This window comes from Eikenella corrodens (genome assembly GCF_003990355.1).
GTDB classification, from domain to species: Bacteria; Pseudomonadota; Gammaproteobacteria; order Burkholderiales; family Neisseriaceae; genus Eikenella; species Eikenella corrodens_B.
The window spans coordinates 640,446-666,779 of sequence record NZ_CP034670.1 but is presented as its reverse complement, the minus strand read 5'-3'; the positions used below and the strand labels follow the sequence as shown (position 1 = coordinate 666,779).

The 26,334-nt window shown below is 57.3% G+C and carries 23 protein-coding genes; 22 read left to right on the top strand and 1 reads right to left on the bottom strand.

Annotated elements, in window-relative coordinates; genetic code table 11:
• The first annotated feature begins 1 nt into the window (after position 1).
• The 12 genes from zapE (at position 2) to ELB75_RS03400 (ending at position 10,756) form a co-directional block, all read left to right on the top strand.
• Positions 2-1,135, top strand: a complete 1,134-nt coding sequence (zapE, locus tag ELB75_RS03455; RefSeq protein WP_126982724.1) for a cell division protein ZapE — start codon at positions 2-4, stop codon at positions 1,133-1,135.
• A gap of 69 nt (positions 1,136-1,204) precedes the next feature.
• Positions 1,205-1,777, top strand: coding sequence for an aminoacyl-tRNA hydrolase (gene pth, locus ELB75_RS03450; RefSeq protein ID WP_003823982.1), 573 nt, complete (start codon positions 1,205-1,207; stop codon positions 1,775-1,777).
• Positions 1,778-1,806: 29 nt separating this feature from the next.
• Positions 1,807-2,595: a prolipoprotein diacylglyceryl transferase family protein gene (locus ELB75_RS03445; protein ID WP_126982723.1), complete on the top strand. Its 789-nt coding sequence runs from the start codon at positions 1,807-1,809 to the stop codon at positions 2,593-2,595.
• A 2-nt stretch (positions 2,596-2,597) separates the two neighbouring features.
• A complete protein-coding gene (locus tag ELB75_RS03440; RefSeq protein ID WP_126982722.1) occupies positions 2,598-2,873 on the top strand; it encodes a hypothetical protein in 276 nt (91 codons plus the stop codon).
• Positions 2,874-2,942: 69 nt separating this feature from the next.
• A complete protein-coding gene (locus ELB75_RS03435) occupies positions 2,943-3,197 on the top strand; it encodes a hypothetical protein (protein WP_126982721.1) in 255 nt (84 codons plus the stop codon).
• Positions 3,198-3,235: 38 nt separating this feature from the next.
• Positions 3,236-3,490, top strand: a complete 255-nt coding sequence (locus ELB75_RS03430) for a hypothetical protein (protein WP_126982720.1) — start codon at positions 3,236-3,238, stop codon at positions 3,488-3,490.
• Between the two features lie 81 nt (positions 3,491-3,571).
• On the top strand, positions 3,572-5,041 hold the full coding sequence (locus ELB75_RS03425; protein ID WP_126982719.1) for a radical SAM protein: 1,470 nt from the start codon (positions 3,572-3,574) through the stop codon (positions 5,039-5,041).
• Positions 5,042-5,060: 19 nt separating this feature from the next.
• Positions 5,061-6,539 (top strand): 4-hydroxy-3-polyprenylbenzoate decarboxylase, encoded by a 1,479-nt coding sequence (gene ubiD / locus ELB75_RS03420; RefSeq protein WP_126982718.1) that lies wholly within the window; start codon positions 5,061-5,063, stop codon positions 6,537-6,539.
• A 190-nt stretch (positions 6,540-6,729) separates the two neighbouring features.
• Positions 6,730-7,020: a hypothetical protein gene (locus ELB75_RS03415; RefSeq protein WP_206501486.1), complete on the top strand. Its 291-nt coding sequence runs from the start codon at positions 6,730-6,732 to the stop codon at positions 7,018-7,020.
• Between the two features lie 192 nt (positions 7,021-7,212).
• Positions 7,213-8,730: an ABC transporter permease/substrate-binding protein gene (locus ELB75_RS03410; RefSeq protein ID WP_126982717.1), complete on the top strand. Its 1,518-nt coding sequence runs from the start codon at positions 7,213-7,215 to the stop codon at positions 8,728-8,730.
• Positions 8,731-8,905: 175 nt separating this feature from the next.
• On the top strand, positions 8,906-9,859 hold the full coding sequence (locus ELB75_RS03405; protein WP_126982716.1) for a zinc-binding alcohol dehydrogenase family protein: 954 nt from the start codon (positions 8,906-8,908) through the stop codon (positions 9,857-9,859).
• 72 nt (positions 9,860-9,931) lie between these two features.
• On the top strand, positions 9,932-10,756 hold the full coding sequence (locus ELB75_RS03400) for an ABC transporter ATP-binding protein (RefSeq protein WP_126982715.1): 825 nt from the start codon (positions 9,932-9,934) through the stop codon (positions 10,754-10,756).
• 119 nt (positions 10,757-10,875) lie between these two features.
• On the opposite strand, the gene ELB75_RS03395 is transcribed toward ELB75_RS03400, so the two are convergent.
• Positions 10,876-11,991: an NADH-dependent flavin oxidoreductase gene (locus tag ELB75_RS03395; protein WP_126982714.1), complete on the bottom strand. Its 1,116-nt coding sequence runs from the start codon at positions 11,989-11,991 to the stop codon at positions 10,876-10,878.
• A gap of 400 nt (positions 11,992-12,391) precedes the next feature.
• On the opposite strand from ELB75_RS03395, the gene ELB75_RS03390 reads away from it, so the two are divergent.
• The 10 genes from ELB75_RS03390 to ELB75_RS03345 all read left to right on the top strand — a co-directional run bounded on the left by ELB75_RS03390 (position 12,392) and on the right by ELB75_RS03345 (position 26,334).
• Entirely contained in the window at positions 12,392-13,198 is an 807-nt protein-coding gene (locus tag ELB75_RS03390; RefSeq protein ID WP_126982713.1) for a class I SAM-dependent methyltransferase, read from the top strand.
• 415 nt (positions 13,199-13,613) lie between these two features.
• On the top strand, positions 13,614-14,999 hold the full coding sequence (locus ELB75_RS03385; protein ID WP_126982712.1) for a Na+/H+ antiporter family protein: 1,386 nt from the start codon (positions 13,614-13,616) through the stop codon (positions 14,997-14,999).
• Complete coding sequence (locus ELB75_RS03380; RefSeq protein ID WP_126982711.1) at positions 14,999-15,223, top strand: SlyX family protein; 225 nt, start codon at positions 14,999-15,001, stop codon at positions 15,221-15,223. The genes ELB75_RS03385 and ELB75_RS03380 overlap by 1 nt, the downstream gene beginning before the upstream one ends.
• Positions 15,224-15,448: 225 nt before the next feature.
• Positions 15,449-15,871, top strand: a complete 423-nt coding sequence (locus tag ELB75_RS03375) for a hypothetical protein (RefSeq protein WP_126982710.1) — start codon at positions 15,449-15,451, stop codon at positions 15,869-15,871.
• 506 nt (positions 15,872-16,377) lie between these two features.
• On the top strand, positions 16,378-17,280 hold the full coding sequence (locus ELB75_RS03370; protein ID WP_206501485.1) for a helix-turn-helix transcriptional regulator: 903 nt from the start codon (positions 16,378-16,380) through the stop codon (positions 17,278-17,280).
• Between the two features lie 15 nt (positions 17,281-17,295).
• Positions 17,296-19,014, top strand: a complete 1,719-nt coding sequence (locus ELB75_RS03365) for a DUF262 domain-containing protein (protein WP_126982709.1) — start codon at positions 17,296-17,298, stop codon at positions 19,012-19,014.
• A gap of 11 nt (positions 19,015-19,025) precedes the next feature.
• Positions 19,026-21,404, top strand: coding sequence for a type I restriction-modification system subunit M (locus ELB75_RS03360; protein ID WP_126982708.1), 2,379 nt, complete (start codon positions 19,026-19,028; stop codon positions 21,402-21,404).
• Between the two features lie 41 nt (positions 21,405-21,445).
• Positions 21,446-22,729, top strand: a complete 1,284-nt coding sequence (locus ELB75_RS03355; protein ID WP_206501484.1) for a restriction endonuclease subunit S — start codon at positions 21,446-21,448, stop codon at positions 22,727-22,729.
• The gene (locus tag ELB75_RS03350; protein ID WP_126982706.1) at positions 22,716-25,787 is read left to right on the top strand and encodes a type I restriction endonuclease subunit R; all 3,072 of its coding nucleotides are present in this window, start codon (positions 22,716-22,718) and stop codon (positions 25,785-25,787) included. The genes ELB75_RS03355 and ELB75_RS03350 overlap by 14 nt, the downstream gene beginning before the upstream one ends.
• 25 nt (positions 25,788-25,812) lie before the next feature.
• A complete protein-coding gene (locus ELB75_RS03345) occupies positions 25,813-26,334 on the top strand; it encodes an SLATT domain-containing protein (protein WP_126982705.1) in 522 nt (173 codons plus the stop codon).

Below are 26,334 nucleotides of genomic sequence, written 5' to 3'. Positions count from 1 at the left end.
CATGACTACATTCACCCCGCCCCCCTTCGCCGGCCACAGCCCCCTGAGCTGGTATCAGGCCGCATCCAAGCAGCCCGGCTTCATCCGCGATGCCGCCCAAGAAACCGCCATCCGCCGCCTCGACCAGCTCTGGCACGAGATCAACGCCTACCGCCAACAGTGCGGCCGCCTGCTGGGCAAACTCTTCGGCAAAAAAGCCCAGCCGCCCAAAGGCCTCTATTTCTACGGCGGCGTCGGGCGCGGCAAAAGCTTCCTGATGGACGCCTTCCACGGCTGCCTGCCGCCCGGCACCGCCCGCCGCGTACACTTCCACGCCTTCATGGCCGAAGCCCACCGCCGCATGCGCGAACACAAAAACCAAGCCAACCCGCTGCAAGCCGTGGCCCGCGACATCGCCCGCGACGCCCAAATCCTCTGCTTCGACGAATTCCACGTAAGCGACATCGCCGACGCCATGATCCTCGGCCGCCTGCTCGAAGGCCTGCTGGCCGAAGGCGTGGTGCTCGTGGCCACCTCCAACTACGAGCCGGCCGGGCTCTACCCGCAAGGCCAAAACCGCAGCAGCTTCCTGCCCACCATCGCCCTGCTCGAAAAAAGCCTCGACATCCTCAACGTAGACGGCGGCCAAGACTACCGCCAACGTAGCCTCAGCCCCGCCGACATCTTCTTCATTCCCGACGATGCCGAGAGCGAGATTCATCTCGCCGCCCTATTCGAGCGCCACACCGGCCAAGCCCCCCAGCCCGGCAGCCTGCCCCTGCTCGGCCGCGAAATCCCCACCCAAGGCCAGGCCGACGGCGTATTGTGGTTCCACTTCGACGCCCTGTGCCGCGGCCCCCGCTCCCAGGCCGACTACCTCGCCCTGGCCGAAACCAGTCGCATGATTTTCGTCTCGCACATCCCGCAGCTCAACGAAACCGAACGCGCCGAAGCCCGCCGCCTCACCTGGCTCATCGACGTACTCTACGACTACCGCGTCAAACTCAGCGCCAGCCTCGCCGTGCCGCCCGAACAAATCTACACCCACGGCGACTTCGCCAACGAATTCGTGCGCAGCGCCAGCCGCCTCACCGAAATGCAGTCCGAAGCCTACCTCGCCCTGCCGCACCTCACGCTGGATAAAGAGGCTACCTGAAAAACCAGCCTCAACCCAACCCAAACAGCCAACCCCTTTTCAGGTAGCCCGAACCCATAAGGAAAACCCATGCCCATCAAACTCATCGTCGGCCTCGGCAACCCCGGCCCCGAATACGAAGACACCCGCCACAACGCCGGCTTTTGGCTGCTCGACCAGCTCGCCCAGCAATGGCACAGCCATTGGCAAGACGACAGGAAATTCTTCGGCCACCTCATCCGCAGCACCCGCCCCAGCGGCGAAATCCGCCTGCTCAAGCCGCAAACCTATATGAACCTCTCCGGCCAATCCGTGCAGGCCGTTGCCTCGTTTTATAAAATCCAGCCGCAGGAAATCCTCGTCATCCACGACGAGCTCGACCTCGAGCCCGGCCGCATCAAATTCAAACTCGGCGGCGGCAACGGCGGCCACAACGGCCTCAAAGACATCCAAGCCCGCCTCGGCAGCCCCGACTTCTACCGCCTGCGCCTGGGCATCGGCCACCCCGGCGACCGCAACGAAGTGGTGAACTACGTGCTGAAAAAACCCCGCCGCGAAGAAAAAGAACTGATCGAAGACGCCATCGACAAATCCATCGCCACCCTGCCCGACATCCTCGCCGGCAAAATCGAAGCCGCCCAGCGGGTGTTGCACGGGAAATAGCGGCGCAGCCTGCTCACGAAAGCCCAATCATGCTCGAACGTCTCGTTTTCCACGATGCCACCCATGCCCGCCTGTTTCACGCCACGATGGAATGGCTGGCTTTGAGCGGCGGCTTTTGGCTGTATAGCCGGTTACGCAAACGCGGCGGCCATGCTTCGCCGCTGGCGGCCAAAGGCGGACTGTGGGTGGTTTTGTGTTGCCTGTTGGGGGCGGGCATCGGCAATAAATTGGTGTCGCTGCTGCAGTTTCCCGAACTGTGGGGGCTGCTGCACACGCAACCGCAGCGTTTTTGGCTGGCGGCAGTATCTGGGCAGAGCGTGGTGGGCGGGCTGCTGGGCGGCTGGCTGGGCGTGGAAATCGGCAAGAAAATCTCGGGGATTCGCTCACGCACGGGCGATGATTTTGTGGCACCGATCCTGCTCGGGCTGGTCATCGGGCGCACGGGCTGTTTTGCGGCCGGGCTATATGACGGCACCTACGGCATACACACCGGCCTGCCTTGGGCGGTGGATTTCGGCGACGGGCCGCGCCATCCCACACAACTGTATGAATGGCTGGCTGCTTTGGCGGCACTGGTGTGGCTGCCGAAGTGGCGGCGCTTTTTCGCACACGAGCAGGGCCTGGCGTTTCGGGTTCTGATGGCGGGTTATTTGCTGTGGCGGCTGCTGATAGACGGGCTCAAGCCGGTGCCGCCCGGTTGGCCGCTGGGTTTGAGCGGGATTCAGTGGGTGTGCGCGGCAGGTTTGGCGGTGATGATGCTTGGGCGTTATGGCCGTTGGCCGAGGCACGGTTTGAGGCTACCTGAAAATAAGGAATGAGGATGAGCAAAAATTTTCGTGTTTTAGAGGCATCGGTGATCGCAATAATTACCGCGCTGGCAGCGGGAGCGGGCTTGGGGGCGGCCATGCTGCTGGTGGTGGGCTTTGGGGTATGCCTGGGTACGTTTGACGGAGATGCCGATGGGACGTGGTGGGCAGTAATCGCGTTGGCAATGGCGGGGGCATTGGTAATGGGGGCCGTGGTGTTTATCAATGTTTATTCTGCCGAAGATAAAAAGCAGGAAGGCAAACGGCGTGTGCGTATCCGCCGGCGGTAAGGATGTGTGCAGGATTTTCAGGTAGCCTGCGCGGGCACCGGGCTACCTGAAAAATAGAAAGGATGGGATATGGCAGGTTGTTTGGGCGTGCTGGCTTTGCTGCTGCTGATGTTGTTTGTAGTCGGGCTGGGCGTGTGCTCAGGCGGCGGTGATGCCGTACTGATGCTTGTGATGATGTTGGTGATTCCGGCCATCATCTTTGTGGCGCTTTCTTCTTCGCTGCAAGATCAAGCAGATTCGGATAAGCCGCCTGCACGCCGTGTGCGTATCCGCCGAACTCAGCCGGGGGATGATGAGGATAATGAAAACGAAGATGACGAATAAAGAGCCTGCGGGCTACCTGAAAATATAGGAAGCTGATTATGCGAGGTTGTTTAGGTATTTTTGTGGCACTGATATTGGCGCTGCTGGCGGCATTCGTGGTGGGCATGGGGATGTGTATCACCGGGGCTAGCGCTGATGCAGGATTGCTGTCGGGCGCACTGATTATATTGAGCATTCCGGCGGCGCTGTTCACTTTTATAATAGTACTGTTTAAATTGACGATCGGCCCGCCCGAAACACCGCCGCAGGAGCAAGCCAAACCCGATGAAAACCAAGAAAACGAAACAGAATAAGTTTTTGCCGTTTTCAGATAGCCCGCAAGAGGCTACCTGAAAACGATACGATAAAAAATCAAACCATAAGGAACGCAAACCATGTCCCGCAAAAACCGCCCCTACCACTTCTACGACACCACCACCGGCCTGTGCACCGAGTGCCACAAAGTGGTAGAAGCCAAAATCATCTTCAAAAACAACCATGTTTATATGGACAAATGGTGTCCCAACCACGGCATGCAGCGCGTGCTGATTAGCGACGATGCCGAATATTACCGCCTGGGGCGCGAAGTATTCGTGAAAAAACCCGAAATGCCGCAGCGGTTTAACACCCAAATGCGCTACGGCTGCCCCTACGACTGCGGCCTCTGCCCCGACCACATGCAGCACTCCTGCCTTTCCATCATCGAAATCAACCGCGCCTGCAACCTCAACTGCCCCGTGTGCTTTGCCGACAGCGGCACACACCGCAGCGAGCACTACCCCCTTGAAACCGTGGAAAAAATGCTTGATGCCGTGGTGGCAAACGAAGGCGAGCCGGACGTGGTGCAGCTCTCCGGCGGCGAACCCACCATCCACCCGCAGTTTTTTGAAATTCTGGCCGCCGCCCGCCGCCGCCCCATCAAGCACCTGATGATTAACACCAACGGCGTACGCATCGCCCAAGAGCCGGAATTCGTCGAACGCCTCGCCGCCACCGGGCTGAAAGGGCTGGAAATCTATTTGCAGTTCGACTCGCTGGACAACGGCGTTACCCAAACCCTGCGCGGCGCGGATTTGAGCCGCATCCGCAAACAGGCGCTGGAAAACCTCAACCGCACGGGGATTTCCACCACGCTGGTGGTTACCGTGGCCAAAGGCGTGAACGACCACGAAATCGGCGACATTATCCGCTTTGCCGCACAACAGCCCTGTGTGCGCGGCATCACGCTGCAACCCGTGCAATTTGCAGGGCGCACCGAAAACGTCGGCGCACAAAACCGCCTGACCGTGAGCGAAATCCGCCGCAAAATCATTGAGCAAAGCGGTATTTTCAGTGCGGACGACATCATGCCCGTGCCGTGCAACCCCGACACCCTCGCCATGGGCTACGCATTCAAAGACGGCGCAGACATTACCCCGCTCACCCGCTACCTCGACCCCAAAACGCTGGTGGAAAGCGCGGGCAACACCATCGTATTCGAGCACGACGCGGGGCTGAAAGACCATGTTTTCAAACTGTTTTCCACCAACCACAGCCCCGAATCGCAAGCCAACTGCCTGAGCGAGCTGATGTGCTGCCTGCCGGAAATCTCCGCCCCCGCAGAATTGAGCTACCAAAACGTATTCCGCATTCTGGTGGTGCAGTTTATGGATGCCGAAAATCTGGACATCCGCAGCCTGAAAAAATCCTGCATCCACTTCGCCACGCCGGAAGGCAAGCTGATTCCGTTTGAAAGCTATAATTTGTTTTATCGCCCCGAAGCGGCAGCAAAATTAGCCGAACTGCGCGATAAAATCGATGCGGCAAACGCACTGTGGGCCAACAATAGCGGCAAAGTGTTTGCGATTGAGGCAGAGCAGGATTAATTTTTCAGGTAGCCTTTAAATGAAATACAAAGACCTACGCGACTTCATCGCCATGCTCGAACAGCAAGGCAAACTCAAGCGCGTCGCGCATCCCGTTTCCCCGCATTTGGAAATGACCGAAATCGCCGACCGCGTGCTGCGTGCCGAAGGGCCGGCGTTGCTGTTTGAAAACCCGATTAAGCCCGACGGTATGCGCTACGATTATCCCGTGTTGGCGAACCTGTTCGGCACGCCCGAACGTGTGGCGATGGGCATGGGCGCGGACAGCGTGTCCAAACTGCGCGAAATCGGGCAGACGCTGGCGTATTTGAAAGAACCCGAACCGCCCAAAGGCATCAAAGACGCGTTTTCCAAACTGCCGCTGCTGAAAGACATTTGGAGTATGGCGCCGAATGTGGTGAGAAATGCGCCGTGTCAGGAAGTTGTGTGGGAAGGCGAAGACGTTGATTTATATAAACTTCCGATTCAGCATTGCTGGCCGGAAGACGTTGCGCCGCTGGTAACGTGGGGCTTGACCGTCACGCGCGGTCCGCACAAAAAACGCCAAAACTTAGGCATTTACCGCCAACAACTAATCGGCAAAAACAAGCTGATTATGCGCTGGCTGTCGCATCGCGGCGGTGCGCTGGATTATCAGGAATTCCGCAAACTCAATCCCGATACGCCGTATCCCGTCGCCGTCGTGCTCGGCTGCGACCCCGCCACCATTTTGGGCGCGGTAACGCCCGTTCCCGATACCTTGAGCGAATACCAGTTTGCCGGACTGCTGCGCGGTTCGCGGACGGAACTGGTGAAATGTATCGGCAGCGATTTGCAAGTGCCCGCCCGTGCCGAAATCGTGCTGGAAGGTGTGATTCATCCGAACGAAACCGCGTTGGAAGGCCCATACGGCGACCACACGGGCTATTACAACGAGCAGGACCATTTCCCCGTGTTTACGGTCGAACGCATCACCATGCGCGAAAACCCGATTTACCACTCCACCTACACGGGCAAACCACCCGATGAACCCGCCGTTTTGGGCGTGGCGTTGAACGAAGTGTTCGTACCGCTCTTGCAAAAGCAGTTCCCCGAAATCACCGATTTCTACCTGCCGCCCGAAGGCTGCTCCTACCGCATGGCGGTGGTCAGCATGAAAAAACAATACGCCGGACACGCCAAGCGCGTGATGATGGGCTGCTGGTCGTTCCTGCGTCAGTTTATGTACACCAAATTCATCATCGTGGTTGATGATGATGTGAACGTGCGCGACTGGAAAGAAGTCATCTGGGCAGTAACCACGCGCATGGACCCCGTGCGCGACACTGTGTTGGTGGAAAACACGCCCATCGACTATCTCGACTTCGCCAGCCCCGTCAGCGGACTCGGCGGCAAAATGGGCTTGGACGCAACCAACAAATGGCCGGGCGAAACCGACCGCGAATGGGGACGGGTAATCAAAAAAGACCCTGCGGTTACGGCTAAGATTGATGAGATTTGGAGGGAGTTGGGGTTGTAGGCAGCTGCATCTCGCCAAGCATTTTGGAATTTTTCAGGTAGCCTTTTGCTATGCCGGTGGCTCGGTTTGAGAACATCAAGATGAGCAATAACGAATTAATTGAACAAATCAAAAATCCGCAAACCCCGCTGTGGAACAAAATTCTGCTGATTTTAGACCTTGCCGAACAACGCAATCGGGAAATCTACCGTTGATTTTAGCCGCACTAGACAGCGCGGAATACGCCAAAGTTCGCGGTACGCTGATTTATGCTTTGGTAAACTATCCGGCAGAGCCTTTGTTTGAGAAAGCCATCAGCTGGCTGATTGACGGCAATTTCGAAATGGCGCATGAAGCAACGGGCATTCTCGACAAAATTGCAAAAATAGAAGGCACGCGCGCAGATAAAGCATATGCCGCCCTCACTACCGCGTTGGACAATCCCGCCAACGAAACATGGCGCGTTGAGCTGTTGGGAGAGGTGCTGGAGATGTTTGAATAGCAAAGAGAAACGCGTAGATAAAGCCTATATCGCCTAATAAAGGCTACCTGAAAACCCAAAAAGCAGCCTGCACTTGATAAACCCAAAGTGCAGGCTGCTTTTCCCACCTCTGCCTTCATGCCGCCATCCCTTGCCACACGCCAAAAAACCCTATACTATTCGACCCACTAACCATCAACACGGCCAACCCTCATGCCCACATCCCTCCCCTTCTCCCCCGCCGAACTCTGGCAAATGCTGCTTACGCATTTATGGCTTTCCGGGCTGGCTTTGCTCGCGGCCGTGGCCATTGCCGTGCCTGCCGCCGTGTTGTTTGCGCGCAGGCGGCGGGCGGCGGAAGCGGTATTGCAGTTCACCAATGTGCTGCAAACCATCCCGTCTTTGGCGCTGCTGGGCTTGCTGATTCCGTTTGTCGGCATCGGTTCGCCGCCCGTATTGATTGCGCTCACGCTATACGCGCTGTTGCCGATTTTTCAAAACACCTATCTGGGGCTGACTCAAATCGACCAATCCATTCAAGACGCATACACCGCATTCGGCCTGTCACGTTGGCAGTCGCTGTGGCGGATTGAGCTGCCGATGGCTTTGCCTGCCATGATTTCGGGCATCCGCACGGCGGCGGTGCTGATTGTCGGCACGGCAACACTGGCGGCGTTAATCGGCGCAGGCGGCTTGGGCAACCTGATTCTGCTCGGCATCGACCGCAACAACATGACGATGACGTTTACCGGCGCATTGCTCTCCGCGCTGCTGGCCGTCGGCGTCAGCGGCATTATCGGGCTGTTGCAAAAATCGCGGCGCAAACTGCCGATGATTCTGGCATTGGCTGTGAGCTTCGGCGCACTCGGTCTGTCGCAGGTTTCATTTACGCCTGCCACGCAAAACGTGGTGATTGCCGGCAAAATGGGCAGCGAGCCGGATATTCTAATTAATATGTATAAATTATTGATTGAACGTGAAAATCCGAATGTAAAAGTCACAGTCAAACCCAATTTCGGTAAAACCACCTTCCTGTTTAACGCGCTGAACAGCGGCGAAATCGACATTTACCCTGAATTCACCGGCACCGTGCTGGAAGCCTTAGTACAAGTACCAAGTGAACAGAAAAACCGCCATCTGTCGCCAGATGAAACTTATCGACTGGGCAAACAATTATTGGAGGAACAATATCGGCTGGAGTTTCTACCGCCGATGTCTTATCAGAACACTTACGCGTTGGCGGTCAGAGAAAGTTACGGCGCGGCGCACCAATTGAATGCCATCAGCGACTTAAAGCAGGCTGCACCCGATATCCGCGCCGGTTTTTCACTGGAATTTGCCGACCGGGCGGACGGCTACAAAGGCATGCAGGTGGCCGGTATCACGCTAAAACATATTGTTAGCCTAGAGCCCGCCCTGCGCTATACGGCGCTGCTGAATGACAAAATCGACCTAGTGGAAGCCTTTTCTACCGATGCAGAGTTGAAACAATATCAATTGCGCCTGCTGAAAGATGATATTTCCCTGTTCCCCGCCTATCAGGGCGCACCGCTGATGAAAGCCGAATTTGCCGCGAAAAATCCGCAAATTGTGGCCGCGCTGAACCGATTGGCCGGCAAAATCAGCGAAGCGGAAATGAGCGAGATGAACTACCGCGTAAAAGTGCAAGGCGAAAGCGCAGAAAACGTGGCACGGGATTATTTGGAGAAGAATGGGTGGTTAGGAAAGTGAAATTGGCGGGATGTGCCTTCAGGCTACCTGAAAGCGTAAAAAGCAGCCTGCACACCCTCTCTCCCGAGTTTTCAGACGGCCTTCGGGCTACCTGAAAACGGCACGGGGCAAGTTTCTGCGAAGTTAACATATCTATCCGCAATTACCCTGTAAAAACAATCTACTAAGAAACTTCATGAAAGCCATAAAAATCTACCAAGCCGGCGGCCCGGAACAACTCATTTATCAAGACGTGCCGACGCCCAATATCAAAGACGGCTGGTCACTGGTAAAAATCAAAGGCTTCGGCATCAACCATTCCGAGATTTTCACACGCGAAGGCAAATCGCCGTCTGTCCAATTTCCGCGCATTTTGGGCATCGAATGTGTAGGCGAAGTGGCGCAAAGTTCCACACCCGCGCTGGCAGTCGGACAAAAGGTCGTCTCTATTATGGGCGAAATGGGGCGCGCCTTTGACGGCAGTTACGCCGAATATGTGCTGCTGCCCAACGAGCAAATTTACCCCGTTTATACCGACTTGGATTGGACAACCCTTGCCGCAATTCCCGAAACCTACTACACCGCGTTCGGCTCATTGCAGCAGCTTCGTATCGCGCCGCAAGATCGTGTGCTGGTGCGTGGTGCAGGCAGTGGCGTGGGCGTAGCCTTTGCACAGCTGCTCAAAGCGCAGTTTCCGCATGTCGTACTGCACGGTTCAACGCGTAATCCTGCCAAAGCTACCCGTTTGCAGGCGGTTGGATTTGACGAAGTGATTACTGAAGCCGATGGCAAACTGCAAACTGACCAACGCTATGACAAAATTCTGGAATTGGTCGGGCCGGCAACTTTGCGTGATTCTTTCTCCCACATCAACGAACACGGCATCGTCTGCAATACAGGACAGCTTGGTAACATATGGTACGTGAACGATTTTGATCCGATTATCGAACTCAAAAACAACAGCTATCTCACCGCCTTTTATTCGGGCAATGTCTCGCAAGCCAAGCTGGATGCGATGTTTGACTATATCCGGCAATTTAATGTGAAAATCTTAATTGAACGCGTGTTTACATTGGAGCAAGTTCCCGAAGCCCACCGTTTTTTGCAAAGTGCAGACGGATTTGGGAAAGTGGTGGTCATGAACGAATAAGGCTACCTGAAATCCAAAAAGCAGCCTGCACATGATTTGGTATCAACTTGGAAACCATCGTTAAGGCACAATATGCAAAACAACCCCATCCCCTTTATCGAATTTCGCGGCACAGGCAAGCAATATGACGGCAAATATGCCGTGCGCGATTTGGATTTGACCATTTATCAGGGTGAATTTTTCGTGTTGGTTGGCGGCTCAGGTAGCGGAAAATCCACCACTTTACGCATGATTAACGCGCTAATTGAACCGACCGACGGCAACGTTTATCTGCACGGCAAGCGCATTAAGGATTACGACATCCGCCAGCTTCGCCATCAAATCGGCTATGTGTTGCAGCAAATCGCCCTGTTCCCCACCATGACCGTCGCGGAAAATATCGCGCTCATGCCCGACATTTTGGGCTGGCCGAAAGCAGAACGCAAAACGCGCGTGAACGAATTATTGGAGTTGGTGGAACTTGACCCTACACACTACCGCGACCGCTATCCGCATGAACTTTCCGGCGGTGAACAGCAGCGCATCGGTATTTTACGAGCCATTGCAGCCAAGCCCCAAGTGCTGCTGATGGATGAACCCTTTTCCGCGCTCGACCCGCTGGTGCGCACCGTGCTGCAAGACCAAATCTCCATGATTCACCAGAAATTCGGCACCACCATCGTGTTCGTGACCCACGATATGCAGGAAGCCCTGAAACTCGCCTGCCGCATCGGCGTGATGCACAACGGCAAACTCGTGCAAATCGGCACGCCCGAAGCCATCAAAAAGCAGCCTGCAAACGATTACGTGCAATCGCTGTTTTCCGCCGCCGACGCACCCGATGCCGAACGCATCATCAACCAGTTCCTGCGGCTGGACCCAAAAGGACAAGAAGCGGTGAGATGGGCGTTGCTTTGATGCGCGTTTGAGGCGGCCTGAAAAGATGAAAAAGCAGCCTGCACTTTGAATTTTCCAAGTGCAGGCTGCTTTTACTATTTTTCAAACAGCCCTCAGCTTCTAAAGGCCATCTGAAACGCTCAAATATCCACAATCTGCCGTTCCATCCCTTTCACCGGCGGCAGCCACGGCGAGTTGGTCAGGCAGCGTTGCCACAGCGCGTCGGGCAGGCGGTAGTGGTCGGCGCGGGTGGGGTCGAGGTCGGTTTGAATGTCGGCATCACGGTTGTCGCGCAGCAAATCGGCCAAATCGGGGTTAATCATCACGGTTTTGCCCAGCGCGATAAACTCCGCCCAGCCGGTGTCAAACGCTTTGGCGATGTCGCTGCCGGTGTAGAGGTTGCCCACACCGATTAAGGGCAGCTTGCCGCCGATGCGTTCATGCAAAAGTTCCATGCGGGTGCGGTTGGTGTCTGCGCCGCGTCGGGCGTGTTTGTAGAAGTCCCACAGCGAAACGTGCAGATATTGCAGCGGTTTTTGCGCCAGCGCGTCCACAAGCGCAAAGGTTTCCGCCATGGTGATGCCCTGCTCGCCCGGCTCTTCGGGCGAGAAACGGTAGCCCAAAATGAAGTCGGGTTTGGCGTGTGCTTTGACGGCGGCGGCAACGGCATCGACTACGGCCAGCGGGAAGCGCAGGCGGTTGTGCAGGCTGCCGCCCCATTCGTCGGTGCGGCGGTTGGTTTGGGCGGACACGAATTGTTGCAGCAGGTAAGCGTTCGCGCCGTGGATTTCCACGCCGTCAAATCCGGCCTGCACCGCGAGAGTGGCGGCATGGGCATAGGCGGCGATGAGTTGTTCGATTTCGGCGGCGGTCAGTTCGCGCGCGCCCGTGGCCTCATCGGCGGACGGGGCGACGATGTCGGCGGAAAGTTCGGCTTTCAGGCCGCCGTGGTGGATTTGCAGGATGGCTTTCGCGCCTTGCGCTTGGGCGATTTGTGCCACTTCGCGCAGGCTGGGCAGGTCGTCCTCGTTTATGGCGTACGGCTGGCCGTGAAAGGTTTTGCCGTTGGCCTGCACCAGCGTGGCGGCGGTGATAAACAGGCCGAAGCCGCGGAAGCGGTTTTGCAAAAACGTGCGCTCTTGGTCGGTAATGCGGCCGTTTTCATCCGAAGCAAAATGGGTCATGGGGGCGACGGCGAGGCGGTTGGGAACGGTGGCGCCGTTGTTGAAGGTGTAGGGCTGGAAGACGGGGTTCATGTTGGATTCCTTGTGTGGTGGACGTTTCAGGCAGCCTGAAGCGGCAGACGCATTCGGTATATGTGCAACTGCCACATCAGCAACACCTTGCCAGTTGGGCGGTTTGGCCTGATTTTCAAGCAGAAGGCTACCTGAAAACGCTGCGGGGCAGCCGGTAGCCTGCTAAAATATAGTCAACATACTGATTCTTAAAGTTATCAAGTATGCTGCTTTGGAGCCTTCGGGCAGCCTTTCACATCGTCTCAAGCTGCTTATTCAGGTGTACAATCTCTTTTGTAAGATTCTCATTTCTATTTAGTCCAACAGGCTACCTGAAAGCAGAGCTGCAACCCGGTTTCTGTACAGCTCAAATCTCCATTTAAGGAAACGCCTGCAGGCAGCCCGGTTCAGGAGAGATGCCATGCTGAAAATTCAAAACGCCGTCAGCGAAACCCTGCTGATTCCGCTCTACATGAAATACCTTGACGCACAGCAGAGCCGGCCGATACTGAACGACCTCGCCGCCCTGCGCCTTGTGCCGCAAATCGACTACGACTTCGACCGATTCCGCGCCGCCCGCAACAGCCGCGTGGGCACAGCACTGCGCGCCCGCTATTTCGACCAAGTTGCCGCCGATTTCATCCGCCGCCACCCCGAAGGCATCGTTGTCATCCTCGGCTGCGGGCTCGACGGCCGCCGCGAGCGGCTCGGCAGCATCGCCGACCATACTACTTTCTATCAACTCGACCTGCCCGACGTGATTACTCTGCGCGAAACACTGCTGCCGCCGCAAGCTAACGAAACCCTCATCCACGCCTCCGCATTCGATACCGGCTGGATGGAACAGCTGCAGCAAAGCCACCCCGCCGCCACCATGCTCTTTATTCTCGAAGGCGTGCTGATGTATTTTGCCGAAGCCCAAGTGCGCGAACTGTTCCAACAGCTTGCCCAACGCTTCCGCGGCGAAATCGCCTTCGATGTGGCCGGTACGTTTATGGTGAAACATTCCGACCAACACGACGCCCTCAAACACGCCCGTGCCAGCTTCGATTTCGCCTGCGACGACGACCGCCAAATGGAAAGCTGGGCCGCCAACCTCCGGCTTGTGTCTGCCAAACGCATGACCGATTTCCCCGAAGCCAAAGACATCGGCCTCAACTACTGGCTCATGTGCCTATTCCCCAAAATTCGCCATGCCTATCGATTACTGCACTACCGGATTGATTAGGGCAGACGGAGCAAAGGCTACCTGAAAAATGAATGCAGCCATTTTTCAGGTAGCCTTTCTTATGGCAGATACCGCCCTACTCTGTTTCCCGACCTATAGCATCTGTCCGTTCGGCCACACCCAACCCCAAAACTCTGCTTATGCAGAAACTACTTTCCTGCTTTTCAGGTAGCCTCCACTATTCTGCTGAATCAGTGGGGAAATTTATTCACAGCCAATCAATTTGCCTGTTGCCCACCGCTTTTTCCGTTGTTATACTCATTTCCCGATTAATGAAATAAATCTGCGGCCGATGTCCATCCCGGCCACACAGCTAAAGCGCTTATTTCTCCACATCGGGCAATAAACGGAGAAATCGGGCTTTGGCTTTTGTTTTTGGCGGATGCGGATTCGGCGCAAGAAAGGAGAATGCAAAATGAATGCTGTAGTGTTGGCTGTGCTGGTGATGCTGATTTTATCGGCGGCACGCGTACACGTTGTGTTAAGCCTGGTTATTGGCGCATTTGTGGGCGGCCTGGCCGCCGGGTTGCCGCTGGCGGATATTACCGACCCGGCCACCCATGAAGTCATCACCAAAGGCGTGATTACCCATTTCCAAAGCGGCTTGGCCGGCGGCGCGAAGATTGCGCTCTCCTATGCCATGCTCGGCGCGTTTGCCATGGCGATTGCCCACTCCGGCCTGCCCTATCAGCTGGCCGGCATGGTGGTGCGCAAAATGGGCGGCAATGCCAGCCGCGACCAAATCCCTTCCAGCGTAAACGGCCTGAAATGGGGGCTGATTGGCGCGCTCTTGCTGATGAGCATCATGAGCCAAAACATCATCCCAATCCACATCGCCTTCATCCCGATGGTGGTGCCGCCGCTGTTGCTCGTGTTCAACCGCATGCAAATCGACCGCCGCCTGCTGGCCTGCGTGATTACCTTCGGCTTGGTGACCACCTATATGTTCCTGCCCTATGGCTTTGGCGCAATTTTCTTAAACCAAATCCTGTTGGCCAACATCCAAAAAGCCGGTATGAACGTGCAGGGCATCAACGTGATGGAAGCCATGGCGATTCCCGCCGCCGGCATGCTTGTGGGGCTGCTGCTCGCCTTCATCCACTACCGCAAACCGCGCCACTACACCAATAATCAGGTGGATTTGAGCTCCGAGCAGGCTGCGGCCAACGCGCCGAAAATTTCCACCTACCGCAGCGTGGTGGCCGTGGTGGCGATTGTGGCTTCCTTTGTGGTGCAGCTGGTGTACGACGACGCGCTGCTCTTGGGCGCGATGATCGGCTTCGGCGTATTCATGGCCACCGGCGTGGTGCGCCGCTGCGAAGTGGATGCGGTATTCGACAGCGGCCTGCGCATGATGGCGATGATCGGCTTCATCATGATTGCCGCCCAGGGCTTCGCCGAAGTGATGCAGGCCACCGGCCAGATCAAACCCTTGGTCGACACCAGCGCCAACCTGTTTGCCGGCAACAAAAGCATGGCCGCACTGGTTATGCTTGCCGTCGGCTTGTTGGTAACCATGGGCATCGGCAGCTCCTTCTCCACCCTGCCCATCATTGCCTCCATCTACGTTCCCCTGTGCGCCGGCATGGGCTTCTCGCCGCTGGCCACCGTAGCCATCATCGGCACTGCCGGCGCGCTGGGTGATGCCGGGTCGCCTGCTTCCGACTCCACCCTCGGCCCCACTTCCGGCCTGAACGTAGACGGCCAGCACGACCACATCTACGATTCGGTTATCCCCACCTTCATCCACTACAACCTGCCGCTGATGGCCGCAGGCTGGGTGGCCGCCATGGTGCTGTGATGACGCAGAACGATACCGAAGCGCGGCTGGCCGAACTGGAAATTCAGGTCGCCCTGCAAAACGACCTGCTCGACAGCCTGAACGACACCGTCGCCCGCTTGCAGCAAGCCTCAGACTTGCAACAAGCCCAGCTGCGCCTACTCTACGGCCGTTTGCAAGAGAAAGACGGCGGTGGGGCGAATCAGCTCTTTAATCCCGCCGCCGAAATTCCGCCGCATTATTAAAGGCCAAGCGTACCAACCAAGAGGCTACCTGAAAACGTTTCATGTTTTCAGGTAGCCTCTTGCCAACTTGCCTATTCCTTTTCTATATTGGATTAACAAAAATCAGGACAAGGCGGCGAGCCGCAGACAGTACACACGTTACAGCAAGGCAAGACAACGCTGTACTGGTTTTTGTTAATTCACTATATCATTCTGCCCCTCATTTCCACCATAAGACAGTACATCATGCCCTCCCCAATCTCCATCGGCCGCACCGCCATCCTGGCCGGCCTCGTTTGCCTCACTGCCGGCTGCGCCAGCCTAGACACACGTATGAAACGCTTTGTTGGCAAACCCATCGATGCCGTTATCAAATCCTATGGCGGCGGACCCACAGAAAGTAGAGTCAAATCAGGAAACAACCGCTATGCCTACCTCTGGCGCTACACTTATATTTCCTACGGCGGCCGTGAATACGAAGGCAGCAGCCAAAACGGCCCCATCATTACCAACTACTATAGCGATGTCTGCTACGGCCAAAACCACGACCGCATCTTCTATACTGATAACCAAGGCATCATCGTAGATTATGACTGGCAAAACAGTAACAAATGGCGCGTGAATTGCCGCACCCATCGAATCGGGCGGTATTTCCATAAATCTCTGTAATCAGCCACATCCTTCAAACTGCATCACGCGTTTGGCATAAAGAAAACGGTTTTGCCGCAGCAAACCCTTATCCAACCGAATAGAGGGAAAATGGGGATGGAACAAAGCGGCCAACCGCAGACAATACGACTAGTCGAGCCAACGCAGCAGCATTCTTAGTTTAATTCACTAAAAAAAGGCTACCTGAAACCTTCAGGTAGCCTTTTTAAAACCGCCAAACACTTCTAGTACATAAAAACAGCAGCCCGAAGGCTGCCCAAACAAGTTTTATGAAAGGAAATCTGGTGGCGGAATACGGAACCGAACCCGCGTCCGCAATCCGAACCAGATAGTAACGCCTTGGCCTTGAGGGCGTGGGTTTGACGATTTGTCCACTTCGATTGTTTGCTCAGCTACAAGCAGTGACGCATAATGGCATCATTTTGATGATGTAAACCGCCTAGCAATGGACAAACATAAAACCAATATCAGTCTTTCGGTCATCCGTCTTGGATGAGGAGCCTTCGGTGACTCAACCCCAGCGCGTCGAGAGCTTGAGCCACGCCCAGCGCGAGCGGCTGGCCTACATCGACTTCCGGCTCTACTTCTTCGGTGAGATCGGTCGCCCGGATCTGATTGAGCGCTTCGGCGTGGCTCCGGCAGGCGCGACACGCGACTTGGCGCTGTACCGGGAAATCACGCCGCAGAACATCACCTTTGACGGTAGCAACAAGATCTACCGTATCGGGCAGGCGTTCTCCCCGCTGTTCGACCACGCATCGCAGCGCGTGCTGTCGACCCTGGTTCTGGGCTTCGGCGATGGTGTAAGCGGCGCAACGCAACCGCTGCTGCCGTGCGAGTCGCCCACCGCCCTGAGCAACCCCAGGGTGGGTGTGCTGGCTCCGGTCTGCCAAGCGATCCACGCCAAGCGGCCAGTTACTATCCGCTACCACTCGATGAGCAGCGGTGAGTCAGAGCGGGTCATCGTGCCCTTTGCGCTGGTGGACACCGGGCTGCGCTGGCACATCCGGGCATTTGATAGGAAGAGCAGCGAGTTCCGGGACTTCGTCGTCACCCGTATCGAAGCACCGACGCTGCTCGATGAGGAGCCGCAGGCCCATGAGCGTCCAGACAACGACATCCAGTGGACGCGCATCGTCGAGCGGGACTTTGTGCCGCACCCACGCCTTGAGCACCCCGAGACCATCAAGATGGACTACGGGATGACCGACGGCTCGATCCGGATGCGCGTTCGCGCCGTCGTCGCGGGCTACATGCTGCTGCGCTGGAGCGTGGACTGCTCGCCCGACCATCGTCTCAAGGAAGAACAGTACCGCCTGTGGCTCAGCGATCCGCTTGTGCTGTACGGCGTCAAGAACGCCAAGCTAGCTCCGGGCTACCAAGCCCCAAGCAGCCCAAAGAAACAATAGAAAAGGAGAGAACCAATGGCCAAGACACTTGAAGCCCACGACAAACTGATCAGGGAGATCTTTGAAGGCAGCTACCAGTTCGAGATTCCGGACTACCAGCGCCCCTACGCCTGGACAACCCAGCAGGTCACAGAGCTGTTCGATGATCTGTATTCGGCGATGCAGGACGCGCGGGTCTCGGGGGGCGGCAGCCAATATTTCCTTGGCAGCATCGTTCTGATTAAAAACGACCGGGACCCGAAGTCATCGGTGGTCGATGGCCAGCAACGCCTGACTACGCTCACAATGCTGTTCGCCGTGTTGCGCACCGTGATGCCGGACGCGGCAGACGACATCACCGACTTCCTCTACAAAAAGGGCAAATTCAGTCTTGGCGAGAAAAATGAGTATCGCCTGACCGCCCGCGAGGAAGACGCCGACTTCTTCCGCACCCATATTCAGGAGCCGGGTGGCATCGCCCAGCTGGTTGCCAGTACCGATAAGCTGAAAGACAGCCGTCTGCGTTACCGCGAAAACGCCACGCTGCTGCTTGAAAAGGCCAAGGCGCTGTCGCCAGATGACCGTAACGCCCTTTGGAAATTCATCGCCAACGACAGCTCGCTGGTCGTTATCTCCACCCCCGACCTCGAAGCCGCCTACCGCATCTTCTCCGTGCTCAACAACCGTGGGCTCGACCTTGCGCCTATCGACATCCTCAAGGCCGAAGTGCTTGGCTCGATTCGCCGCATGGGCGGCGAAGACAAGGCGTACACCTACTCGAAAAAGTGGAGCGAGATCGAAAGCCAGCTGGGCCGCGACGCCTTCGGTGACCTGTTTGGCCACATCCGCAGCATCTACGCCAAGCAGAAGCAACGGGCCACACTGGTCAAGGAGTTCAAGGAGCACGTCACCGAGTACAAGACCCCCATCGACCTCGTTGACAAGGTCATCAAACCCTATGCCGAAGTGTGGAACTTCGTGCGCGATGCCGACTTCGAGGCCACCGAGTACGCTGAGAAGATCAACGAACACCTGTCTTGGCTCAACCGCGTGGACTTCAAGGACTGGGTACCCCCGGCACTGGTCTATTTCAAGCGCTTCCGGCAGCAGCCTAAATTGCTCGCAGAGTTTTTCAAGGCACTGGAACGCCTGACCTATTTTCTGCTGGTCACCAAAGTGGGCATCAACGAGCGCATCGAAATCTACGCCGCGCTCACCAAGGAAATTGAACCGGAGGCCTTCAAGGGGGATCTGGCTGCGCTCACCACGCTGACACTGACAGACGCACAAAAGCGCAAGTTCGTCGCGGCACTCGATGGAAACGTGTACGACGATCTGCCCAAGGCACGGATGGCGCTGGTCTTGCGCCTTGAGTCCTTGGTACGCGCCCCCGGCGTGCAGCTTCAAGATGCCGTGTCTCTGGAGCACGTTCTGCCGCAAACCCCGCCCGACGGTTCGGACTGGATCAAGTGGTTCCCGGATGAAGACGAGCGCGACGGCTGGACGCACCGTCTGGCCAATCTGGTTCCGCTGGATAGGAACAAGAACTCGTCCGCCAGCAACTACGACTTTGCCAAGAAGAAGGACGCCTACTTTAAGGGCAAAGGCAAGGCCTCTCCCTTCGTGTTGACGCAGGAAGTCAGAGCAGAAAACGAGTGGACGCCCACGCTTTTGGCCGAACGCCAGAAACGTCTTGTGGGTGTCCTCGCAGAACATTGGGATCTTGCCGTCTCCACAGGCACGGCGGCAAGTTGAGGAACGTATCGATGCAGAAGAAGCGACAACAAGACCAAAGCCAGATCAAGTGGATATCCGACTTCATCTGGAACATCGCTGACGACCGTCTGCGCGACGTTTACGTGCGTGGCAAATACCGTGACGTCATCCTGCCCTTCACCGTGCTGCGGCGGCTCGATGCCGTGCTCGAAGCGACAAAAGACGCGGTGCTCGAGCGCAAGAGGTTCCTGGACATCCACAAAGTGGCCGAGCAGGACGGCGCGCTGCGCATGGCAGCAGGCCAAGCCTTCTACAACGTTTCGGAATTCACGCTGGCCAAGCTCAAGGGAAGCAGCCAGGGCCAGCGCTTGCGCGATGACTTCATTGCGTATTTGGACGGCTTTTCGCCCAACGTGCAGGAAATCCTCACCAAGTTCAACTTCCGCAACCAGATCCAGAAGCTGGTGGATTCCCACGTCCTTGGTTACTTGATCGACGACTTCCTCGACCCCGAGGTCAATCTCGCGCCGCTGCCAGTAAAGGATACCGACGGCCGCATCAAGCTGCCCGCGCTGGACAACCACGGCATGGGCACCGTGTTTGAAGAGCTGATCCGCCGCTTCAACGAAGACAACAACGAAGAGGCAGGCGAACACTTCACCCCGCGCGACGTGGTGCAGCTCATGGCCAAGTTGTTATTTCTGCCGGTGGCCGACCGGATCGAGTCCAGCACCTATTCGCTCTACGACGGCACCTGCGGCACCGGCGGCATGCTCACCGTGGCCGAGGAAGTGCTACATGAACTGGCTGAGCAGCACGGCAAGGAAGTGTCGATTCACCTGTTCGGGCAGGAGATCAGCGACGAAACCTACGCTATTTGTAAGGCCGACCTGCTCTTGAAGGGCGAAGGCGCGGAGGCCGAGAACATCGTCGGTGGCGCAGACAAATCCACCCTGTCCAACGACCAGTTCAGGAGCCGCGAATTCGACTTCATGATCTCCAACCCGCCCTACGGCAAGAGTTGGAAGACCGATCTGGAGCGCATGGGCGGCAAGAAGGAATTCAACGACCCGCGTTTCATTGTCAGCCACGCGGGCAACAACGAATTCAAGCTCATCACCCGCTCAAGCGACGGGCAGCTCATGTTCCAGGTGAACAAGCTGCAAAAGATGAAGCACAACACGCCGCTGGGCAGCCGCGTTGCGCTGGTGCACAACGGCTCCGCGCTGTTTACCGGCGACGCAGGCCAGGGCGAGAGCAACATCCGCCGCTGGGTGCTGGAGAACGACTGGTGTGAGGCCATCATCGCCCTGCCGCTCAACATCTTCTACAACACCGGCATCGCTACCTATATCTGGGTTCTGGCCAACAAGAAGGCCGAAGCGCGGCGTGGCAAGGTGCAGTTGATCGACGCATCGCAGTGGTTCCAGCCGCTGCGTCGCAACCTCGGCAAGAAGAACTGCGAACTCTCGGCTGGTGACATCCAGCGAATCCTCGACCTCTACCTCGGCGAGGCGCAGGAAACCGCCGAGTCGAAATGGTTCGACACCCAGGACTTCGGCTACTGGAAGATCACCGTCGAGCGCCCGCTGCGCCTGAAAAGCCAGCTCTCGGACGAGCGCATTGACCCCCTGCGTTTTGCCTCTGGCGATGAGGTGCTGCGTGGCGAAATCTACGCGCAATATGGAGAAGCACTTTACACCGACTTCGCCAAAATCAAGCCCGCCATTGAGGCATGGCTAAAAGGTGAGGACGAGAACGAAGACGACGACGGCGAAGACAGTGGCGATGACAACGAAGTCTCCGTCGCCCGCAAGGCCGTGCCCGCCAAGCGCCGCAAGAAGTTGCTCGATGCCTCGACATGGCAGCGCGACAAGCGGCTGATTGAGGTGGCGCAACGGGCGCAGCGGCTACTTGGCAGTGCCGTTTTCGACGACCACAACGAATTCCGCGTCCGCTTCGATGCTGCGCTCAAGTCGCAGGGCGACAAGCTTGGTGGGCCAGAGAAGAAAGCCATCTACAAAGCAGTGAGCTGGCGCGACGAAACCGCGCCGCCGGTTTACGCCCGCCGCAGCAAGCTCAAGGCAGGGGAACATTTCGAACCCGGCTTCGACGGCGCGTACCTGGAAACCGTGGGTAAAGATCGCTTCATGGTCGAGTACGAACCCGACAGCGAGCTGCGCGACACCGAGCAGGTGCCGTTGAAGGAGCCGGGGGGAGTCGACGCCTTCTTCGTCCACGAAGTGCTGCCGCACGCACCGGACGCCTGGATCGCCACGGACAAGACCCAGATCGGCTACGAGATTTCCTTCGCCCGCTATTTCTACAAGCCCGCGCCGCTGCGCACGCTGGCCGAAATCCGCGCCGATATTCTCGCACTGGAGCAGCAGAGCGAAGGGTTGCTGCACAAGATCGTGGGGGGCGTGTAATGACGGTGGCGAGCACATACCCGAACTACCGGCAGCCGAAGATGCGCTGGTTGCCCGCGATGCCGGAACACTGGAACGAGCAGCGAGCCAAGCACTTTTTACTGCGAATTGATGAAAGGTCGTTCACAGGGCAGGAAGACCTTTTGTCGGTCTCCAATGTTTATGGTGTTTTTCCTCGTAAACACATAAAAAAAAGAATGATGACAGCATCAACCTATGCCGGATACCGGATTTGCCAAGTTGGGGACATAGTAGTTAAGACCCTTGGCGCTTGGATGGGGGGAGTTGCTGCTACACAGTTTTCTGGATTGGTTAGCCCTGCGTATGACATATATCGAGTGCGAAAGTCAGAGGACTTCAATTCAAAATACCTTGATTACCTTTTGCGTACACATGCTTACGTCGCCGAATATCATCGTCGTTCTACTGGTGTAGGAGTTGGGTTTCTACGCTTGTACCCGAACCAGTTCCTCGACATTGCGCTGATCCAGCCGCCGCGCCCCGAGCAAGACCAGATCGTCGCCTACCTGCAGGTGCAGGACGCGCACATCGCCCGCTTCATCAAGACCAAGCGCGAGTTGATCGCGCTGATGGCCGAGCAACGTGGCGTTCTTGCAGAGCGGGCCATTGCATCTTCAGAAACGCAACACCTTCGGCTTGATCGGGTCGTCTCGCTTTTGGTGACGCCCATCATCAGAGAGCCGGAAGTGACCTACACGCCGATTGGCATGTTCAATCGTGGTCGCGGTATTTTCCACAAGCCGCCTACCGAGGGGAAACACCTTGGGGATTCGACTTTCTTCCGCATTGAGAAAGGCGACTTGATATTCAGCGGCCAGTTCGCTTGGGAAGGCGCGGTGGCCGTTGCCAGCGCCGAAGATGATGGGTGCATTGCGTCCCATCGTTACCCGATTGCCAAATGCAAACGTAATGCCGTCACGCCGGAGTATCTCTACACGTTCTTCTTGAGCAAGGCTGGCGATCTGATTCTCAACCATCATTCACGCGGCGCTGCGGGACGCAATCGCCCACTGAATCCGCGCTCGCTGTTGAAAGAGAAGGTTCCGGTTCCGCCGCTGCATCTGCAACGCGAAGTTTCCGACTTCTACTACGAAGAACTAGCGGTGCGCCGAGAGATCGAGAAGGAAATAGCCCTGATCCGCGAATACCGCGACCGCCTGATTGCCGATGTGATCACCGGTCAAGTGGACGTGCGCGGCTGGCAACCCGGCCCGGACGACATGGTGGACGACGCTCTGCTTTCCGCGCTGGGCGATGAAAACGAAGAGGTGACCGAAGAGGAGGATGGCGATGGCGAAGACTGACACCAGCGAGCGCTGGTTCGAGGCGCGCGTGGTACGCGGCTTGACCGGCGTGCCGCAGCCGGAGTACAGCCATGAACTGGCTCCCACGGACTTCGCCGCCACCCACAACGGCTACGTTCAAGGCAAGCCCACCGACTACAACCGCGACGTGGCGCTGGATGTGGCGCAGTTGCTGGCCTTCTTGCAGGCTACAAGCCCCGAGGCGGTAGAAACGCTGGAACTGGCGGCAGAGGGCATCAAGCGCACCCAGTTCCTGCACCGGCTGCAGGGCGAGATCACCAAACGCGGCGTGGTGGACGTGCTGCGCAAGGGCGTGAGCCACGGCCCGGTACACGTCGATCTCTACAAGCTGCTGCCCACGCCGGGCAATGCCGCCGCAGCGGATGCCTTCGGCAAGAACATCTTCAGCGTCACCCGGCAGGTGCGCTACAGCAACGATTCCGGCAACGAACTGGATTTGGTGATCTTCATCAACGGTCTGCCGGTACTGACGTTCGAGTTGAAGAATTCGTTGACCAGGCAAACCCTGGCCGACGCCATCGTCCAGTACCAAACCACGCGCAACCCACAGGAGCTGTTGTTCCAGTTGGGGCGTTGTGTGGCGCACATCGCAGTCGATGACGCGGAGGCCGCGTTTTGCACTGAGCTGAAGGGCAAGGCCTCGTGGTTTTTGCCGTTCAACCAGGGCTGGAACAGCGGCGCAGGCAACCCGCCCAATCCGGATGGTCTGAAGACCGATTACCTGTGGAAGCAGGTGCTGACCCGCGAGTCGCTGGCCAACATCATCGAGAGCTACGCGCAGGTGGTGATGGAGGAAGAAGCAGATGCCAGCGGCAAAAAGAAGAAAAAGCGCAAGCAGATCTTTCCGCGCTTCCATCAGCTGCGTACGGTGCGCGCCCTGCTGCGCCGTGCCCATACCGATGGGGTGGGCAAGCGCTACTTGATCCAGCATTCGGCAGGCAGCGGCAAGAGCAACACGATTGCCTGGCTGGCGCACCAATTGGTGGAGCTGCGCCGCAAGGACGACCCGATGACGGCGCAGTTCGACTCCATCATCGTCATCACCGACCGGCGCGCGTTGGACACACAGATCGCCCGCACCATCAAGGGGTACGACCACGTGGCGGCGATCTTCGGCCACTCCGACAACGCGCAGGAGCTGCGTGAGTACCTGCGCCGTGGCAAGAAGATCATCGTCACGACGGTGCAGAAATTCCCGTTCATCCTTGATGAGCTGGGCGACCTCTCTGGCAAGAGCTTCGCGCTGTTGATCGACGAAGCGCATTCCAGCCAAGGCGGCAAGACCACGGCACGGATGCACGAAGCCCTCGGCGGCAAGGTTGTCGAAGAGGCGTTCGAAGAGGACAGCACGCAGGATGCGGTCAATGCCGAAATCGAGAAGCGCATCGCCTCGCGCAAGCTTCTAGCCAACGCCAGCTACTTTGCGTTCACTGCCACGCCCAAGAATAAGACGCTGGAGTTGTTCGGCGAGAAGACCCTTGTCGGCGATAAGGTGCAGTTCCGCTCGCCCGAAGAACTGACCTACACCACCAAGCAGGCCATCCAGGAGAAGTTCATCCTCGATGTAGTGGAGAACTACACCACCTACGACAGCTTCTACCAAGTGGCCAAGACGGTGGCGGACGACCCGGAGTTCGACAAGGTGAAGGCGCTGAAGAAGATTCGCCACTACGTCGAATCGCACGACAAGGCCATCCGCCGCAAGGCCGAGATCATGGTCGATCACTTCATAGCGCAGGTGGCGGGTAAACAGAAGATAGGTGGCAAGGCGCGGGCGATGATCGTGTGTAACGGCATCGCGCGGGCCATTGACTACTGGCGCGAGGTGTCGGACTACCTCACCCAGATCAAGAGCCCGTACAAGGCGATCGTGGCGTACTCGGGCGACTTCGAGATTGGCGGGCAGAAGAAGACCGAGGCTGATCTCAACGGGTTTCCGAGCAAGGACATTCCGGCCAATCTCAAGCAAGACCCGTATCGATTCCTGATCGTTGCCAACAAGTTCGTCACCGGCTTTGACGAACCCTTGCTGCACACGATGTACGTGGACAAGCCGCTGGCGGGCGTGCTGGCGGTGCAGACCCTGTCACGCCTGAACCGGGCGCATCCACAGAAGCACGACACCTTCGTACTCGACTTCGCCGAAAACGCCGAGGCAGTGAAGGCGGCGTTCCAGGATTACTACCGCGCCACCATACAGACCGGCGAAACCGACGCCAACAAGCTGCACGACCTGAAGGCTGAACTCGACGGGCAGCAGGTGTATAGCTGGCAGCAGGTGGAAGACTTGGTGACACTTTACTTGAGCGGCGCAGACCGGGACAAACTCGATCCGATCCTCGATGCGTGCGTGGTCGAGTACACCGGCCAGCTCGGCGAGGACGATCAGGTCAAGTTCAAGGGGAAGGCGAAGGCCTTTGTGCGCAGCTATGGTTTCCTCGCCGCGATCCTGAGTTACGGTCACCCGATGTGGGAGAAGCTGTCGATCTTCCTGAACTTCCTTATCCCCAAGCTGCCCGCGCCCAAGGAGGAAGACCTCTCCAAGGGGGTGCTGGAGACCATCGATATGGACAGCTACCGGGTTGAGGCCAAAGCGGCATTGAAGATGGCGATGGACGATGCCGACGCAACCGTCGAGCCAGTGCCGCCGGATGGCGGTGGCGGCATGGGCGAAGCCGATATAGACAGGCTCTCCGCGATCATCAAGACCTTCAACGACCTCTTCGGCAACATCGAGTGGAAGGACGAGGACAAGATCCGCAAGGTCATCGCCGAGGAAATCCCGGCGCGGGTGGCGCAGGACAAGGCCTACCAGAACGCGCAGGCGAACTCCGACAAGCAGAACGCCAAATTGGAGCACGACAAGGCGCTCAACCGCGTGGTGTTGGAGCTGCTGTCCGACCACACCGAACTGTTCAAGCAGTTCAGCGACAACCCCAACTTCAAGCGCTGGCTGACGGACACCGTTTTCGATGCGACCTATCAGCAGGGCGCGATTCCGCCGAAGGCTCCGCCACAGACTGGAGCGTCAGCATGAGAACGAATTGGTGCGGGAGGACGTGATGACCGGGACATCGCCAGAGGATCAAGCCAAGATTTCTGCGCTTTGCAGAGAGGCTGAGCGACTGGAAGAAGACGCCCTGTATTCGAGCAAGGGGCATTTCAACGCCGAAGATACATGGGTTCGGCGCAACTACTGGCTGGGTGTGCCTGCAACCGCTCTTGGTGCGATTGCAGGTGCCACTCTGGTTAAAAGCCAACCCGAGTGGGCCAGTGCCTTCACCTTGCTGGCGTCGCTGCTGACGGGGTTGATGACCTTTCTCAAGCCGAACGAGCGCGCTGCAATGCAGCGGGCAGCTGCCGGACAGTTCTTGGCTCTTCGAAATGAAGCCCGCTTTTTTCGTGAGATCGAACTGCTTGAGACAGATCGGCTGGACGAGCTTCCTGAGAGATTGAAGGCGCTTTCCTCTGCACGCAATGAGCTGAACCAGAAGAGCCCGAGTATTCCAAGGCGCGCATTTGTCGCAGCTCGCAAAGGGATCGAAGAAGGCGAAGCCACCCACAAAGTAGATAAGGAGAAATGA

Bases quoted from the DNA above. Each gene is read 5' to 3' on its own strand.
- pth (WP_003823982.1), top strand. From the start codon at position 1,205: ATGCCCATCAAACTCATCGTCGGCCTCGGCAACCCCGGCCCCGAATAC.
- ELB75_RS03405 (WP_126982716.1), top strand. From the start codon at position 8,906: ATGAAAGCCATAAAAATCTACCAAGCCGGCGGCCCGGAACAACTCATT.
- ubiD (WP_126982718.1), top strand. From the start codon at position 5,061: ATGAAATACAAAGACCTACGCGACTTCATCGCCATGCTCGAACAGCAA.
- ELB75_RS03375 (WP_126982710.1), top strand. From the start codon at position 15,449: ATGCCCTCCCCAATCTCCATCGGCCGCACCGCCATCCTGGCCGGCCTC.
- ELB75_RS03410 (WP_126982717.1), top strand. From the start codon at position 7,213: ATGCCCACATCCCTCCCCTTCTCCCCCGCCGAACTCTGGCAAATGCTG.
- ELB75_RS03440 (WP_126982722.1), top strand. From the start codon at position 2,598: ATGAGCAAAAATTTTCGTGTTTTAGAGGCATCGGTGATCGCAATAATT.
- ELB75_RS03360 (WP_126982708.1), top strand. From the start codon at position 19,026: ATGCAGAAGAAGCGACAACAAGACCAAAGCCAGATCAAGTGGATATCC.
- ELB75_RS03385 (WP_126982712.1), top strand. From the start codon at position 13,614: ATGAATGCTGTAGTGTTGGCTGTGCTGGTGATGCTGATTTTATCGGCG.
- ELB75_RS03345 (WP_126982705.1), top strand. From the start codon at position 25,813: ATGACCGGGACATCGCCAGAGGATCAAGCCAAGATTTCTGCGCTTTGC.
- ELB75_RS03380 (WP_126982711.1), top strand. From the start codon at position 14,999: ATGACGCAGAACGATACCGAAGCGCGGCTGGCCGAACTGGAAATTCAG.
- zapE (WP_126982724.1), top strand. From the start codon at position 2: ATGACTACATTCACCCCGCCCCCCTTCGCCGGCCACAGCCCCCTGAGC.
- ELB75_RS03350 (WP_126982706.1), top strand. From the start codon at position 22,716: ATGGCGAAGACTGACACCAGCGAGCGCTGGTTCGAGGCGCGCGTGGTA.
- ELB75_RS03400 (WP_126982715.1), top strand. From the start codon at position 9,932: ATGCAAAACAACCCCATCCCCTTTATCGAATTTCGCGGCACAGGCAAG.
- ELB75_RS03445 (WP_126982723.1), top strand. From the start codon at position 1,807: ATGCTCGAACGTCTCGTTTTCCACGATGCCACCCATGCCCGCCTGTTT.
- ELB75_RS03355 (WP_206501484.1), top strand. From the start codon at position 21,446: ATGCGCTGGTTGCCCGCGATGCCGGAACACTGGAACGAGCAGCGAGCC.
- ELB75_RS03395 (WP_126982714.1), bottom strand. From the start codon at position 11,991: ATGAACCCCGTCTTCCAGCCCTACACCTTCAACAACGGCGCCACCGTT.
- ELB75_RS03365 (WP_126982709.1), top strand. From the start codon at position 17,296: ATGGCCAAGACACTTGAAGCCCACGACAAACTGATCAGGGAGATCTTT.
- ELB75_RS03425 (WP_126982719.1), top strand. From the start codon at position 3,572: ATGTCCCGCAAAAACCGCCCCTACCACTTCTACGACACCACCACCGGC.
- ELB75_RS03390 (WP_126982713.1), top strand. From the start codon at position 12,392: ATGCTGAAAATTCAAAACGCCGTCAGCGAAACCCTGCTGATTCCGCTC.
- ELB75_RS03435 (WP_126982721.1), top strand. From the start codon at position 2,943: ATGGCAGGTTGTTTGGGCGTGCTGGCTTTGCTGCTGCTGATGTTGTTT.
- ELB75_RS03430 (WP_126982720.1), top strand. From the start codon at position 3,236: ATGCGAGGTTGTTTAGGTATTTTTGTGGCACTGATATTGGCGCTGCTG.